This is a genomic window from Nakamurella aerolata (assembly GCF_013002705.1).
GTDB classification, from domain to species: domain Bacteria; phylum Actinomycetota; class Actinomycetes; order Mycobacteriales; family Nakamurellaceae; genus Nakamurella; species Nakamurella aerolata.
In genome coordinates this window covers 225,759-240,145 of sequence record NZ_JABEND010000003.1, presented here as the reverse complement: position 1 = coordinate 240,145, position 14,387 = coordinate 225,759, and the positions used below count along the sequence as shown (strand labels likewise).

Here is a 14,387-nt window from a genome sequence, read left to right as displayed (position 1 = left end):
GCTTGGTGGATCAGGCGCCGTGGATGAGACGCAGCAGCCGCGCGGTCTCGTCGCGCATCGCGGCGCGCGCGGCGGTGGTGTACTTGCGCGGATCCACCACGGTCGGGTTGTCCGCCAGGTACTTTCGCACCGCGCCGGTGTACACCTTGTTCAGATGGGTCGACACGTTGATCTTCGTCAACCCGGCGGCCACCCCGGCGACGATCTCGGCGTCCGGCACACCGGACGAGCCGTGCAGCACCAGCGGCACGGGGACGGCGTCGGCGATCGCGGCGATCCGCTCGGTGTCCAGCGCCGCCGAGCGTTCCGTCATCGCGTGTTGCGAGCCGACCGCGACGGCCAGCGCGTCCACCCCGGTCAGCTCGACGAACTCCTTGGCCTGCAACGGATCAGTCTTGACCCCGGGCTCATGTGCCGACCGCGGCTGGTGTTCCTTGCCGCCGACCTCGCCGAGCTCGGCCTCCACCCAGACACCGGCGGCGTGTGCGCGCTGGGCCACCGCGGCGGTGCGTTCGATGTTCTCGGCGTCCGGCAGGTGCGCCCCGTCGAACATCACCGAGCCGAAACCAAGACCGAGTGCCTCGTCGATCAGCGCCTCGTCGATGGCGTGATCCAGGTGCAGCACCACCGGAACGCTCGCGGCAGCGGCGATCTCGGCAGTGGCCCTGCTGATCGGTGCCAGTCCGGGCGCGCCGGTGGCGGCGTGGTACTTCGCGGCGTTCTCCGAGACCTGCAGGATCACCGGCAGCTGCGCCGCCTCGGCCGCGGCCACCAGCGCCTCGGCGTGGTCGATGCCGATCACGTTGAAAGCCCCGACGCCGTGCCGCTCGGCCCGTGCGGTGCGCAGCAGCTCACTGCCGACCAGCGGCATCAGCGGCTGCCCTGCGCGGCGCCGTCGAGCACGATGGAGCGGGTCAGGTTGCGGGGGGTGTCCGGGTCGTACCCGCGGTGCAGGGCCAGTGCGATCGCCAGTCGTTGCGCCCTGACCAGCTCGGCCATCGGGTCGAGCGGCGAGCCGTGCTCAACGGTGGCGCCGGTGGCGTCGATCTGCGGGACCAGACCGTCGGGGGTCTCGCCCAGAATCCAGACCAGCGACTGTGCGTCCGGCACCGCGATCGGGCCGTGCCGGAAGTCGTACGCCGGATAGCTCTCCGCCCAGGCGATCGCGGCCTCGCGCATCTTGAGCCCGGCCTCGTTGGCCAGCCCCACCGTCGGGCCGTGCCCGAGATAGACGAACTGCCGCTTGTCCTGCCAACCGATCGGCAGCTGCGCCGCCAGCGCCGTTTCGGCGTCGGCGATGGCGGCGGTCAGGTCTTCGCCGAGCCCGGCGCGCAGCAGCGCGAGCGCGCTGGTGGCAAATCTGGTCTGCACCACCGACTTTTCGTCGGCGAAGTCCAGCACCACCCGGTGTTCGCTGAGGGTGGTGTCGGTCGCGGCGGGCGAGTCCGGATCGCCCACCAGCACGGTGCGCGGGGCGGCCGATCCCAACTGCTGCAGCAGCTGCAACACCTCCGTGGTGGTGCCGGAGCGGGTGATTGCCACGATCCGTGCGTACTCCCCGGCGCGGCCGGCCGGGAACTCCGAGGCGGCGAACGCGTCCGTCACGCCCTGCCCAGCTTCTTCCCGATAGGCCGCGTAGGCCTGCGCGATGAACCAGCTGGTGCCGCAGCCGACCACGGCGATCCGTTCACCGGCGCCCGGTAGCGCGCCGGCAACGGTCGGGGCCAACTCGGCCGCCTGCCGCCACATCTGCGGCTGGGAGGCGATCTCTTCGGTGACGAACTGCGCTGGTTGGGTCACGTGATTCCTTCGTGCTTGAGTGCTTGAGTGCTTGAGTGCTTGTGCTTGCCGGGTACCGCGGGAGCTACTTGACGGCGCCGGCGGTCAACCCGCCGATCAATCGTTTCTCGATGAAGCCGAACAGGATCACCACCGGAACGATGGCGACCGTCGTCACCGTGAACACGTATTGCCAGTCTTGGGTGTAGAAGCCGAAGAACTTCGGTAGCGAGACCGTCAGTGGCTGCAAGTTGTTGTCCCGCACCATCACCGAAGCGGCGGCGTACTCGTTCCACGAGTTGACGAACACGAAGACGATCGCGGTCACGATGCCGGGCCAGACCAGCGGCAGCGAGATCTTGGTGAGCACCTGGAACTTGCCGGCGCCGTCCACCACCGCCGCCTCGTCGATGTCCTTGGGCACCGATGCGAAGAACGCCTGCATGATCCAGATCGCGAAGGCCAGGTTGAACGCCCCGTTGACCAGAATCAGCGCGACCCAGCTCAGGTAGCCGTTCCAGTTGAGGAACTCCTTGAACAGACCGATGGCGAGCACCGTCGGCTGCAGCATCTGGGTGATTAGCACCAGGAACAGGAAGGCCATCCGGCCGGGAAATCGGAAGCGCGCCAGGTAGTACGCCGCAGGGGTGGCGATCAGCAGCACCAACAGGGTGGCGCCGACGGAGATCACCGCGGTGGCGATCAACCCGTTCAGGGGCTTCACCGACGACGACCAGACGTCGACGTAGTTGGAGAAGTGTGGTCCGGTCGGCAGTCCGAACGGCGGCGGCACCTTGGTGATCTCCGCCTGGGTCTTCAGCGACCCGAGCAGCATCACGATGTACGGCGCGATGAACACCACCACGATCAGCACCGCGCCGATGATGATGCCGATCGGGTTGGGGCGGCGGTTCGGTCCGATGCCGCGGGCACTGGGCTTGGCGTTGCCACCGGTGGCCTGGCTGCCGGCCGGTGCCGGCTCGGGGACCTGGTCGGTTGTTGTGGTCATGACGTGTGCCCCCTCACTGCTGCTTCGTCGGTTTCACGACGATCAGATAGATCGCGATGATCACCAGGCAGAAGCCGAAGTTGATCACCGACAGCGCCGACGAGACCCCTGGGCCGAGGTTGTTCTTGTACAGGAACACCAGCGGCGTGGTGGTGAGACCTTCGTTGTAGCCGGCGGTTTGGTTCAGGATCTGCAGGATCGGCAGCGAGTTGAACACGTTGATGATGTTCACCAGCGCGGCCACCGCAATGGCCGGCCGCAGGATCGGCAGCACGATGCGGCGGTAGATGGCGGCCGAGCCGGCGCCGTCGACGTGCGCCGCCTCCAGTACGTCGTGCGGCACCGCCTGCAGCCCGGCGAGCAGCGTGTAGGTGGTGAACGGCAGCGACACGAAGATCGCCACCACCACCGCCACCCAGAACGCCGTCATCGGCTGCTGGGTGAGCGCCGTGTCCTGGCCGAGCAGCCCGATCGACCGGAGCAATCTGGTGGCCAGACCGTAGTTGGGGTTCAGCGCGTTCAGGAAGATCGACGAGGTCATCACCACGGACGCCGCCCACGGCACGATGACGGCGAGCCGGACGAGCTTGCGGCCGCGGAACGTCTTGTTCAAAAACTGTGCGAGCGCAAGGGAAATCAGCAGGGTGCCGGCCACCACGACCACCACCCAGACCACGGTGTTGATCAGGATCCGGCCGATCGGCACGCCGGGGAAAGTCAGCGCCAGCTTGAAGTTGTCCCAGCCGGCGGCGCCCTGGTCGAAGCCGTACTTCGAGTACTTGCGGAACGCGTTGTAGATCATCAAGTACGCGGGGTACAGCACCACGCCGGCGATCAGGATCACCGCGGGCAGCAGCCAGGGGGCCGCGGCGGCCAGCCGCCGCAGCCCCCCGCCAGATCCCGAACCTCTTGCGCCGCCGCCGGTATCGCCGGATTGGTCACCGGCGGCGATCGCCGAGGGGGTAGGAGCCGCGGTCAGCTCAGCCACCCGCCTGCGCTTGAGCCTGGATCTGCTTGAGCACATCGGCAGCCGGCTGGTCGGCGATTTTGCCGGCCGTCGACTGCAGCGCCGACTGCAGCTTGCTCCAGTCCGGGTCACCGCTGGGGGTGAACCGCACGGTCTTCAGCGCCTCGTAGAACGGGGCGTTCACGGCGTCGTCCTTGGTGGCGGCGGTGATCGCGTCGGTGGTCACCGGCAGCAGGCCGGTGCCCTTGTACCAGGGGGTGTACTGGTCCTGGGTGTAGAAGAAGTCGAGGAACGCCTTGGTGGCCTGCTTACGGTTGTCGTCCTTGTTGTTGAACGCCAGGATGAAGTCGGTGACGCCGTAGCTCAGCGGCTCGCCTGACTTGGACGGGATCGGCGCAACATCGAACTTGATGTTCGGGAACTTCTCGCGGGTCACCTGGGTCAACCCGGAGTGGCCGACGTACATGCCGATCTTGCCCTGGTTGAACAGGTCGGCGACGTCCTGCCGGTTGGAGGAGCCGACGTTCGGCTGGGTGACCTTGCCGTCGATGAACTTCTTCATCTCGTCGAAACCTGCTGTCACCGCTGGGGTATCGGCGTTCAGCTTGCCGTCGGTGACCCAGTCGCCACCGGCGCCCCAGACCCAGACGGTGGATTCGGCCTGTGCCTCTTCGGTGCCGAGCGGCATGCCGTAGCCGGCGACGCCGTTGCCCAGCTTGGAGATCTTCTCGGCGGCGGCGTACATCTCGTCCCAGGTCTTCGGCGGGGTGGTGATGCCGGCCTTGGAGAACAGGTCCGTGTTGTAGATCAGCAGTCGCGAGGTGGCGATATCCGGTGCCGCCCACTGCTTTCCGTCGGCGCCCATGCCGTTCTTCAGCAGCGACGGCTCGATGGACTTGAGCGTCTCCGGGCTGGTGACCTCGTCGATCGGGTAGAGCAGACCGTCGGCCGCGACGCCATAGTTGTTGTCGTTCAGGATGTCCGGCATGTCCTGGGCCTGAATCCGCGACTGCACCACCGAGGTGAAGTTGTCCCACGGGGCGATCTGCAGCTCGACCTTGACGTTCGGCTGCACCTTGCCGAAGGCGTCGATGATCTTCTTCCAGTCGGCCTCGGACGAGTCCATGTACGACGGGGCAAGAATCTTGATGGTGGTGGCCGGCAGCTCGGGCATCGCCGCGGCGCCACCACCGCTCGCGTTGGAGCCGGCGGGTGCGGACGAGTCCCCGCCGGCAGCGGCGGACGAGTCACCACCAGCGGCGGCGGAGGAATCCCCTCCGGCGGAGGAGTCACCGCCCGCGGCGGCTCCGGTGTCGGTGGAGCCGGTGTCGGCCGGCGAGTTCGTCGTACTGGCGGTGTCGCTGTTGCCACCACAGGCAGCGAGCACCAGCCCGCCCGCCACCACTGTGGCGATCAGGGGTAGGGATTTCCGCATTGAAAGCCTCCGTTGTCCAGTTCTGACCCGGTCCATTGCTGGACGTGCCATTCGAGCACCGCCGGTCGGAAGTGCCCTGACGTGCGCAGTACTGGCCATTTCCGAGTCCAACCGCGCAACTTCTTGCATCGTCACTGGTCGGCACTGCGTCTGTCAAGACAGGGATTCTGCTGTACCCCGAATCGTGGGGCCAGCGCCGACGCCGCCGGGCACCAGTACTGCAACCGAATTGTGCTGTTCGGCTGTGATCTCGCGGGTGAGCGAGGGGTTGCTCCGGCTGGCTGGAAGTGCGCGGCTGTGCTGGTGGTGGGCGGAGGCGCTGGTGGCCGGGGCCCGCGCCGGTGGGGGACGGTGTGTTGGTGATGGACGGTGCGCTGGCGGTGGACGGCTGTGCTGGTGGTCGGGGACTGCGCTGGTGGTCGGGGACTGCGCTGGTGGGGGAGGGCTGCGCTGGTGGGGGTGGGCTGCACCGGTGGACAACCACCCTGATTCCCTGACGCCGAAAACTGAGCGGGCAACTGGTAGCGGATAACTGGTAGCGGATAACTGGTACGTCCCGAAGGTGGTGGGTCAGTACCCTTTGGCCTGTGGCTTTGCACCTGTACGACACCGCGACCCGCAGCGTCCGGCCTTTCGAGCCGATCGTGCCGGGGGAGGTGTCGCTGTATCACTGCGGCGCGACGGTGCAGGCGGCTCCACATATTGGGCATCTGCGCGGTGCCGCCATTGTCTACGACGTGCTGCGCCGCTGGCTGGAGTACTCCGGCTACCGGGTCACCCAGGTCCGCAACGTCACCGACATCGACGACAAGATCCTGGCCAAGGCCGCCGACGCCGGTGTGCCGTGGTGGGCGTGGGCGGCGCAGAACGAGCGGGCCTTCACCGCCGCTTACGAACTGTTGGGCTGCCTGGCGCCCACCGTCGAGCCGCGGGCGACCGGGCACATCCCGCAGATTCATGCGCTGATCGGCGAACTGATCGACGCGGGTAAGGCCTACGCCGCGGCCGGCGACGTGTACTTCGACGTCCGCGCCGACCCGCGGTACGGATTCCTGTCCGGGCAGAAGATCGACGAGATGAACCAGGGCGAGACCGAGGGTCAGGGCAAGAAGGACCCCGCCGACTTCACGTTGTGGAAGGCGGCCAAACCTGGTGAGCCGTCGTGGGGTTCACCGTGGGGGCCGGGGCGTCCGGGCTGGCACATCGAGTGCTCGGCGATGGCCCGCACGTACTTGGGCGACGCCTTCGATATTCACGGCGGCGGCCTTGACCTGGTGTTCCCGCACCACGAGAACGAGGCGGCGCAGAGTGAGGGCGCCGGCTTGGAGTTCGCCCGCTATTGGATGCATTCGTTCTGGGTGACCATGGGCGGCGAGAAAATGTCGAAGTCGCTCGGCAACACCCTGTCGGTGGAGGCGATCACCGAGCGGGTGCGGCCGATCGAGCTGCGCTATTACCTGGTGAGCGTGCACTACCGCTCGGTGATCGAATACTCACCCGGTGCGCTGGACGACGCCGCCAAGGCTTTTCGCCGGATCGAAGCCTTCCTCGACCGAGCCGTCGAGCTCCTGCCCGCTGCCCACCCGCGTGGTGCTCACCCGGGTAGTGCCGACCCGAGCAGTGCAGTCGCGAGCACTGCGGACCCGAGGAGTGCGGCCCCGAGCAGCGCCGGATTCAGCGGCGGCACCCCGAATGCCGAGTCCGCCGGCGCTTCCGCGGAAGCGCGCGCGGAGACTCGTGATGTCGAACCGGGCCGGCCGCAGACCCATCGGCAGGTGCCGCCCGCGTTTGCTGCGGCGATGGACGACGACCTGAGCGTGCCCCGGGCCCTCGCCGTCGTCCACGACACCGTGCGTGCCGGCAATTCAGCGCTCGACGCGGGGGACTTCGAGGCGGCTCGCGCTTCCGCGGAAGCGGTGCGCGCCATGCTCGGCGTGCTCGGGCTCGACCCGGCGGCAGCGCCTTGGCGCGCCGGCGCCGAGGGCGCCGCTGACTCCGGGCAGACCCGTGCGCTGACCGACGCCGTCGAGGCGTTGGTGACCGCCTTGCTGCAACAGCGCCAACAAGCCAGGGCGGCAAAGGATTTCGCCGCCGCGGACGCCATCCGTGACCAGCTCACCGCGGCGGGGATCGTCGTCAAGGACGGCCCGCAGGGCTCCACGTGGAGCGTCACCAGCCAGCGTGGTCCCGGCCAGCAGGATCCCAACGAGCAGCCGGCCGGCCAGCCGAACGTCGGTCAGCAGGGTGTCACCGAGCAGCGGGCCGATCAATCGACGGCCGATCGGCCGGACACCGAGCAGCGCAGCAGCCGCCGCGACTATGACACCGGTCAGCCCAACACCAGTCAGTCAGACGCGGATCATCAGGACGCCAGCCAGCAAGGAGCCAAGTAGATGCCCGGAAACTCCCAGCGTCGCGGCGCGATCCGCAAGAACCCGAAGAAGGGCTCTTCCGTCGGTTCTGGCGGTCAGGCGCGTCGAGCGCTGCGCGGCAAGGGCCCGACCCCGTCGGCGGAGGAACGCACCGGGCATCCTGCCAGTCGCCGCGCGGCGCGTACCGGAAAGAGCGGCAGCGGCTCCGGCGGCGGACCAGGCGGCCGCGGTGGCCAGGGCGCCGGCCGGTCCGGTGCCGGTGGACGTGGTTCCGGAAGCGGTGCAGCGCGGGGCATCTCGGCCCGTGGCGGCTCCGCGTCGCGTGGCTCGGCGCGTGGTGCTACCGGTCGTTCCGGAACCGGTCGCGGCGGCGCCCGAGTGTCGAGCAACCGTCCGGCCAAGCACGACAATCTGCCGGAGACCGTCGTCGGCCGGAACCCTGTGGTTGAGGCGTTGCGCGCCGGCGTGCCGGCCACCGCGATGTACCTCGCGCAGGGCGTCGCCACCGACGAGCGCATCACCGAGGCCATCCAGGAGTCAGCTGCCAGAGGCATTGCCCTGCTGGAAGTTTCCCGCAACGAAATGGACCGGTTGACCGGCGGCGCCCTGCACCAGGGCATCGCCCTGCAGGTGCCCCCGTACGACTACGCGCACCCGGACGATCTGCTGGCGCTCGCCAACGAGTCTGGGCAGCCGCCGCTGCTGGTTGCCGTGGACGGCGTCACCGACCCGCGGAACCTCGGGGCCATCGTCCGGTCGGCAGCGGCGTTCGGTGCCGACGGGGTGTTGGTGCCGCAGCGTCGGTCCGCAGGTATGACGGCATCGGCATGGCGGACCTCGGCCGGAACGGCGGCTCGGCTGCGCGTCGCTCGCGTCCCCAACCTGGTACAGGCGCTGAAGAAGTGGGCCGACGACGGCTTGATGATCGTCGGGCTCGAAGCTGACGGCACCATGAGCACGGACGACTTTGAACTCGCTACCGGCCCCTTGGTGCTGGTGGTCGGTTCGGAGGGCCGGGGACTGTCGCGGCTGACCAAAACCGTCTGTGATGCAACGGTTTCCATCCCGATGGCTGGGACCGTCGAATCGTTGAACGCCTCGGTGGCGACCGGCGTTGTACTGGCCGAGGTGGCGCGCCGGCGCCGCGAAGGCTAGGGCCCGACCTCTCGCCGGCGCGGCGGGACCTGCCCCGGTGCCGGGTGGTTCAGGCGGCGTCATCATGTGCCTCCGCGGAAGCGGCCACTCCGGCAGATCCGTCGATGGCGCCGGCTCCGGCTCCGGCCTCTGATGCCTTGCGGCGCACCGGCTTTCCGCCATCGTCGGAGGGCGGCGCGGGCTCCCGGGGGTACTGGAACAGTACCCAGACGATGTGGTCCAGATCGAAGTCTTCACCGGCCCAGCCCGGCCGGATCGGTTGCGCCGCAGGATCATCCATGCCTGCCGCGCGGAGCCGAGCCCACAGTCGCATACCGTCATCGTCAGCTCGGGGTGGCGGCTGACGACGTGGGTCGACCCAGCGGTTGTTCTTCATGCGCAACAGGAACCGCCAGCGGGTGGTGTCGGCACCGGCCGGCCCGCCGTCGACAGATTCAATTCGAGCCAGGCCCTCATGGATGGCCGCATGGTGGTAACCGCACAGCAGGACCAGATTGTCGAGATCGGTGCGGCCGCCGGCGAACCAGGGCACAACGTGGTGCGCTTGCAGCCGCCGCGTCCGGTCGCACCCAGGGAATTGACAGCAACCGTCGCGGATCGCCAGCGCGCGGCGTTGCGCCGCACTCACCAGCCGTCGTTGCCGCCCGTGGGCGAGAACGGCTCCGCGACTATCCCGCAGCACACCGACCACCGTCGCGTCGCAGGAAAGTTGTTGAGCGGCACCGGCACTGATGCCGCCGACACCGGTGATCTGGCAGAGTCCGGTGCTGGGCAGGGTGCCGGCGACGGCGGCCGCGACGGGCACGCCGAGGTCCGGGCTGATGGGGTCGGTCGAGGGCTGAACGGTGCCACGAGCGCTGGGATGTGCGGTGGCCGGCTCCACGCCCGCAAGGGTGGCGGCGTCCACGTGGACGACCATCATGGTGGTGTCAGCTCCGGAGCGGTCGATCGGCGTCGCGGCCAAGAACTGCTCGGCCACGTGCAGCAGTGCCTCCGCCGCTGGCACCACAGCCGGGCGACTCCGATGCTCCCCGTCGGCCAGCGGCTCTCCGCGACGGTGGCGTGCCCCGTCGGTGAGGGGCCAGATGCCGCCGGTGCCATCGGGTTCAGTGGGTTCAGCGGGTACGGTGGGTCCGGTGGGTCCGGCGGCGGGTATGTCGGTTCCGGACCTGCCACTGTTGGGTTCGGGCTCAGACTCGGGCGCTGTGCCGACGTCGGTAGCGACCCTCGCAGTCGCGGGCGCGCCGCCGGTGTGCACGTCCGCAGCCGGAGCGGCGGGGGCGGCGGAGGCAAGTCGAGCAACGGAAGCGGTGGAAACAGGCGGGTTGTCAGAAGGAGCGATGACAGCGGAACTGCTGGCGCGCTGCAGCTGATCTGTCGCGGCCTCCAACGCCGCGATCAGCACTGCACCCTCTTCGGACGGCAACTCGGCGGTGAGCACGACGGTGCCGTCGTCCTCCGTGCGCCAGCGCACCGACCGGCGTTGCAGCTGAGCCAACCGTTGGCCCTCGCCCTTGCGGAATCCGCGAACCGTGCGTTCCAGTGTGACGCGGTCGCCGCCGCAGCGAGATTGAGCAACGTGTCTTCCGCGATCCGGTCCGACACCCTGCTCAGGGAACGCACTTTCGAGTAGGAGAGCTCGCCCCGACGGAAGCTGGCGCTGATCTTGGGCAGTTCGCCGAGCGCTCGCGCCACCCGCAGGTGCTCCCGCGCTGTGTTCGGCGCGACGCTGCAGTGCAATGCCAGCCAGTGGGCGCAGGACTTGATGCCCGCACCCGACCAGCCGTGCCGGCGGTCGAACTCGGCAATCATCTCCAACCAGCGGCAGGTGGCCTCGGCTATTCGCCCGGCCAGCTCACAGATCCGGCCGCCGAGCGCATCGTCGCTGAGGTCAGCGAACCCGGGCGCCGCGTTCTCGCTCGGTGGCGAGCCGGGCACTGGCGTGATGGAGTCGGCCGGCGATCGGTCGGTCTGCTTGTGAACGGTGCTGAGTGCCACCTGCTGTTCTCCCTGGATCGATGGGTCGGCGCGCGACGCGGCTCCCGGCGACCCGATTGCCACGGAGCCCACGCGCTTTCGTCATGACCCACACGCTAGAACACAGCACCGACACTGCCGGTTTGACCAGCTAGGAAGGCAGAATTGAAACAGCGGCTTCGACGCTTGGGTGCTGACCAGATTGCACCCCATCAGCGGTGCCGGTGGCCACCACCGCATCGGGCGCTTCCGCGGAAGCGCCCAGATGGCCCGGGTTTGGCGGTGGGGCGCTGTGGAGGCCGGTGGAAGGTCGCATGCGGTTGCTGGCGGGTAAGACCTGCGGCACGGGTACCGCCCGGCAGTGATGTTCCGTCTGCGCACCGATGAAGGTCCGGCCGTCGAGATCAATGAGGAGGGCCGACCGTCCGCATGAGTGGTGCTTCACGGAAGTATTCGTGTATCGCGGTCCGTGCGCTGCGGTGTGAACCGTTGGGATGCCGGACGATCTCACGCCCAGGGCGCTTCCGCGGAAGCGCTCGGCACGGCCGGTGGTGCTCGCCAAAGAAGCGGTGCGCTCGCCGGAGAAGCGGTGTGCGCGCCAGGAAGGATCAATCGCTGCGGGCGGAAGAAAATCCGGTCACCGGGGTCTCGTGTGACCACGCCTGCCGCGCTTCCGCGGAAGCATTATCGAGTGGACGGTGCGTGCCCGTGAAGGTCCGGTTGCGGGCCGACGCGCACCCGGTGGGGACCGGCCCGATGGTCCGCCCGTGTCGCGCTTCCGCGGAAGCAGGACACGCTCACTCTCAGACGCCCTTCCGGCGCCAGTAAGCCGTCGGGCTGCCGGCATCTGTTGTGCTGCATCCCTCGCCATCTGTGTCTCTCGCCAAACTAGTTTCTCGTCAAACTAGGAACTCGCCGCTGGTAGCGAGCTGGTTGTCGATGAGCAGGCTGATGCTGAAGTCCCGGAGAGTTGAGGCGAGTTCTGCGTCCCGCGACAGTCTGCTTGGCTTTCCGGGTTTGCCCTTCGTGAAGTACTGGCCGTTGGTGTCTGCGAACTCGGGTGCTGTCACGAGGTGGTAGGGAGTCTGCACTGCCTTCTCGGGTGAGTCCTGGAAGATCCCAGCCATCCTCAGGAAGAGTGCGAATCCTCCAGTCGCGTGTCTTCCGAGATTTGTTCGGACGAAGCCGGGATCAGCAACATTGATCGTCACGCCGCTCGTTGTCAGAAGAGGCGCGAGGGCGGTGGCGTGCAAGACGTTGAGCAGCTTCGAAGTCGAGTAGCTGTTGGCGTGCCGAAAGTCCGGGGCAGTGGCAAGTCCCTCGAGGTCGATCGTTTTGATGTGCGAGTGGTTGGACGACGAGACGGTCACGATGCGAGCGGGACGCGACCGTTTCAGGAGCGGCATGAGCAGTTCGGTCAGCAGAAACCCTGAGAGATAGTTCGTGGCGAAGTTGGTCTCGAAGCCGTCGGGAGTGATCACGCGCGTGGTTCGGACCTCCGCCGCGTTGAGGACGACTCCGTCCAACCGAGGGACCGCCTCGCGGACTTGCTCTGCGAGCGCCCGCACTTGCGTCATCTCTGACAGGTCACCGCTGACGACGCTGAGACTTGCGTCAGGGATGTCGGTGCGGATCCGCTCGGCCGCCAGCTGCCCACTCTCGGTGGTCCTCGCTCCGAGGAGAACTGACCTTCCGGTGCTCGCGAGTCGGCGCGCGAGCGCGTGGCCGATCCCGCTGGTAGCGCCCGTGACGAGGTACGTCCGGAAGATAGACATGTTCCATGTCTATCATAGAATATGTCCATGGCTGAAGACGCACTCCCGTTTGAGTCGGCAACGGGATTCCTACTCGCACGGCTCGGATCGATGGCGACGCGCAGTTGGCAGGCGATGCTGCAAACCCACGGCCTCAGCCCTCACGAGCACGCAGTGCTGCTCGCCCTGCAGTCTCACCACCAGGTTGGCCAGCAGGCGCTGGCCAGATACATCGCGGTCGATCCGCGCAACGTCGTGCCGATAGTGGACAGCCTCGAATCGAGGGGACTGGTCCGGCGAGCAGTCGACCCGTCAGACCGCCGACGGCGCTTGATCGACCTGACACCCAAGGGCCGAAGAACAGCTGAGCGACTGGCAAGCTCGGCCACCGGGAGCGAACGCGAGTTTCTGCGCGGTCTCACCCTGCGGGAGCAAGACACGCTGAATCGGTTGTTACGCAAGCTACGTGCGGCGCTCGTCGAGGCAGGGGACTGACCCGGCACCCGTCCCAGGTCGATCTCACGCCGCGCAACCAGAGAGAACACCCCAGGTGACCACGCTCAACCCGCCGACCAGGCGCTTCCACGCAAGCGCGACGATGCGAACGGAGGCAGGGCCGCACACGCCGGGCACCGTCGCGGGTGCGCGCGGACCGGACTCGCCGCGCACACTGGAGGTGTTGCGCAACAGATGCCACGCACTGGAGGGGGCGGGATCGTCCGAGTGAGACGTGATCGGACCGACCCGACGAGCGGAAGACAGGGCATCGCGAACGGGCACGAACAGAAGGAGATCCGGTGAGTATCCCGCTGACCCCACCCGAGCAGACCACGGTTGTCGTGCCAGCGCCGGCGTCCGGTGAGGGCAACTGGTCCGGTGCGGCCAGCGCTGCCGTCCTCGACGGGCGGTACTGGCTGACGTGGCGAGAGCGGCGGCCGCTGCACGCCGGCCGTGGCGTCGCGGCGCACGTTGCCGTCAGCTCCGACGGCGTCAACTTCGAGACCGAGGGCAGCGTCACCGTCGACGATTTTCCGGACGATCTACGGCCGGCGTCGCTGGAGCGTCCGGCGCTGGTACGGCTCGCCGACGGGCGGCTGCGACTCTACTTGTCCTGTGCCACAAGGGATTCCAAGCACTGGTGGATCGAGGCAAGGACCGCAGCGACTGCCCGCGAGCTCGCGTCCACCGCCGATCGTCTCGTGGTGCTTCCCGGCAGCGACGAGGTCGGCGTGAAGGACCCGGTGATCTGGCACGACGGCACCGGCTGGCTGATGCTGGTCACCTGCCACCCGCTCGACATCCCGGACGCCGAAGACCGGATGACCACGCGGCTGTACACCAGTGCGGACGGGCTCGGCTGGTCGGACCGCGGCGACGTGCTCGCGGGACGGCCGGGCGCCTGGGACGAGCACGGGGCGCGGGCCACCGCGGTGCTACCGCCGATGACGCAGGATGCCGGCCGCGGTGCCGGTCCCGATGCCCGCGCCGGGGCTGGCCACGGTGCCGATGCGGGTGATCCCGCCGGTGCGGGCACCGCTGACGGAACCGAAACGCTAGACGTCGCAACGGAATCCGGCGTCGGCGCCATGCCGCCTTACCTGTTGTACGACGGACGTCCCGACGCCGAGTCGAACTGGGAGGAGACCACCGGACTGGCCCGGTGGGACGGCCGGCGCTACGCATCGGTGCCGTTCGAGTCCGGCATGCGCGCCGGCGCCGGCGGTCAGACCTGGCCGGTGCGGCACGTCAGCGTTGTGGCGGAACCCGGTGGGGGACTGAGGTTCTACGCGGAGGCGCCCCGCCCGGACGGCGCGCACGACTTGGTCAGTTGGACGGCTGGACAGGTGGCCGGCTGAGCAGGTGCACGGTTGGTCAGTCGAACGGCGCGCACGACTTGGTCAGGTGGACGGCTGGTCAGGTCGACGGCTGGTCAGGTGGA

General features: G+C 68.2%; 12 protein-coding genes and 1 pseudogene. 5 read left to right on the top strand and 8 right to left on the bottom strand.

The window, feature by feature from the left end:
* Positions 1-10: 10 nt before the first annotated feature.
* The 5 genes from HKD39_RS07180 to HKD39_RS07160 all read right to left on the bottom strand — a co-directional run bounded on the left by HKD39_RS07180 (position 11) and on the right by HKD39_RS07160 (position 5,190).
* Positions 11-871, bottom strand: coding sequence for a class II fructose-bisphosphate aldolase (locus tag HKD39_RS07180; protein WP_171199175.1), 861 nt, complete (start codon positions 869-871; stop codon positions 11-13).
* A complete protein-coding gene (locus HKD39_RS07175) occupies positions 871-1,749 on the bottom strand; it encodes an SIS domain-containing protein (protein WP_171199432.1) in 879 nt (292 codons plus the stop codon). The genes HKD39_RS07180 and HKD39_RS07175 overlap by 1 nt, the downstream gene beginning before the upstream one ends.
* A gap of 115 nt (positions 1,750-1,864) precedes the next feature.
* Positions 1,865-2,788 (bottom strand): carbohydrate ABC transporter permease, encoded by a 924-nt coding sequence (locus HKD39_RS07170; RefSeq protein WP_171199174.1) that lies wholly within the window; start codon positions 2,786-2,788, stop codon positions 1,865-1,867.
* Positions 2,789-2,801: 13 nt separating this feature from the next.
* Positions 2,802-3,776: a carbohydrate ABC transporter permease gene (locus tag HKD39_RS07165; RefSeq protein ID WP_212754167.1), complete on the bottom strand. Its 975-nt coding sequence runs from the start codon at positions 3,774-3,776 to the stop codon at positions 2,802-2,804.
* Entirely contained in the window at positions 3,769-5,190 is a 1,422-nt protein-coding gene (locus tag HKD39_RS07160; RefSeq protein ID WP_171199172.1) for an extracellular solute-binding protein, read from the bottom strand. The genes HKD39_RS07165 and HKD39_RS07160 overlap by 8 nt, the downstream gene beginning before the upstream one ends.
* A gap of 587 nt (positions 5,191-5,777) precedes the next feature.
* Between HKD39_RS07160 and cysS the strand changes: the two are divergent.
* From cysS to rlmB, 3 genes and pseudogenes are all read left to right on the top strand, one after another.
* Positions 5,778-7,142, top strand: a pseudogene (gene cysS, locus HKD39_RS07155) (cysteine--tRNA ligase); the annotation flags it as partial.
* Positions 7,116-7,583 (top strand): CysS/YqeB C-terminal domain-containing protein, encoded by a 468-nt coding sequence (locus HKD39_RS20770; RefSeq protein ID WP_425488429.1) that lies wholly within the window; start codon positions 7,116-7,118, stop codon positions 7,581-7,583. The pseudogene cysS and the gene HKD39_RS20770, both read left to right, overlap by 27 nt.
* On the top strand, positions 7,584-8,717 hold the full coding sequence (rlmB, locus tag HKD39_RS07150) for a 23S rRNA (guanosine(2251)-2'-O)-methyltransferase RlmB (protein WP_171199170.1): 1,134 nt from the start codon (positions 7,584-7,586) through the stop codon (positions 8,715-8,717). It begins immediately after the preceding gene.
* 49 nt (positions 8,718-8,766) lie between these two features.
* On the opposite strand, the gene HKD39_RS19415 is transcribed toward rlmB, so the two are convergent.
* The 3 genes from HKD39_RS19415 to HKD39_RS07135 all read right to left on the bottom strand — a co-directional run bounded on the left by HKD39_RS19415 (position 8,767) and on the right by HKD39_RS07135 (position 12,469).
* The gene (locus HKD39_RS19415) at positions 8,767-9,723 is read right to left on the bottom strand and encodes an HNH endonuclease signature motif containing protein (RefSeq protein ID WP_343074629.1); all 957 of its coding nucleotides are present in this window, start codon (positions 9,721-9,723) and stop codon (positions 8,767-8,769) included.
* Between the two features lie 392 nt (positions 9,724-10,115).
* Positions 10,116-10,715, bottom strand: coding sequence for a DUF222 domain-containing protein (locus HKD39_RS07140; RefSeq protein WP_171199168.1), 600 nt, complete (start codon positions 10,713-10,715; stop codon positions 10,116-10,118).
* An 878-nt stretch (positions 10,716-11,593) separates the two neighbouring features.
* The gene (locus HKD39_RS07135) at positions 11,594-12,469 is read right to left on the bottom strand and encodes an SDR family NAD(P)-dependent oxidoreductase (protein WP_171199167.1); all 876 of its coding nucleotides are present in this window, start codon (positions 12,467-12,469) and stop codon (positions 11,594-11,596) included.
* 27 nt (positions 12,470-12,496) lie between these two features.
* Here HKD39_RS07135 and HKD39_RS07130 point away from each other — a divergent pair, with 27 nt between their 5' ends.
* Positions 12,497-12,943 carry a MarR family winged helix-turn-helix transcriptional regulator gene (locus HKD39_RS07130; protein ID WP_171199166.1) on the top strand — a complete coding sequence of 149 codons (447 nt, stop codon included), beginning with the start codon at positions 12,497-12,499 and terminating at the stop codon, positions 12,941-12,943.
* Between the two features lie 302 nt (positions 12,944-13,245).
* Positions 13,246-14,304, top strand: coding sequence for a hypothetical protein (locus HKD39_RS07125; RefSeq protein ID WP_171199165.1), 1,059 nt, complete (start codon positions 13,246-13,248; stop codon positions 14,302-14,304).
* The last annotated feature ends 83 nt before the right edge of the window (positions 14,305-14,387 follow it).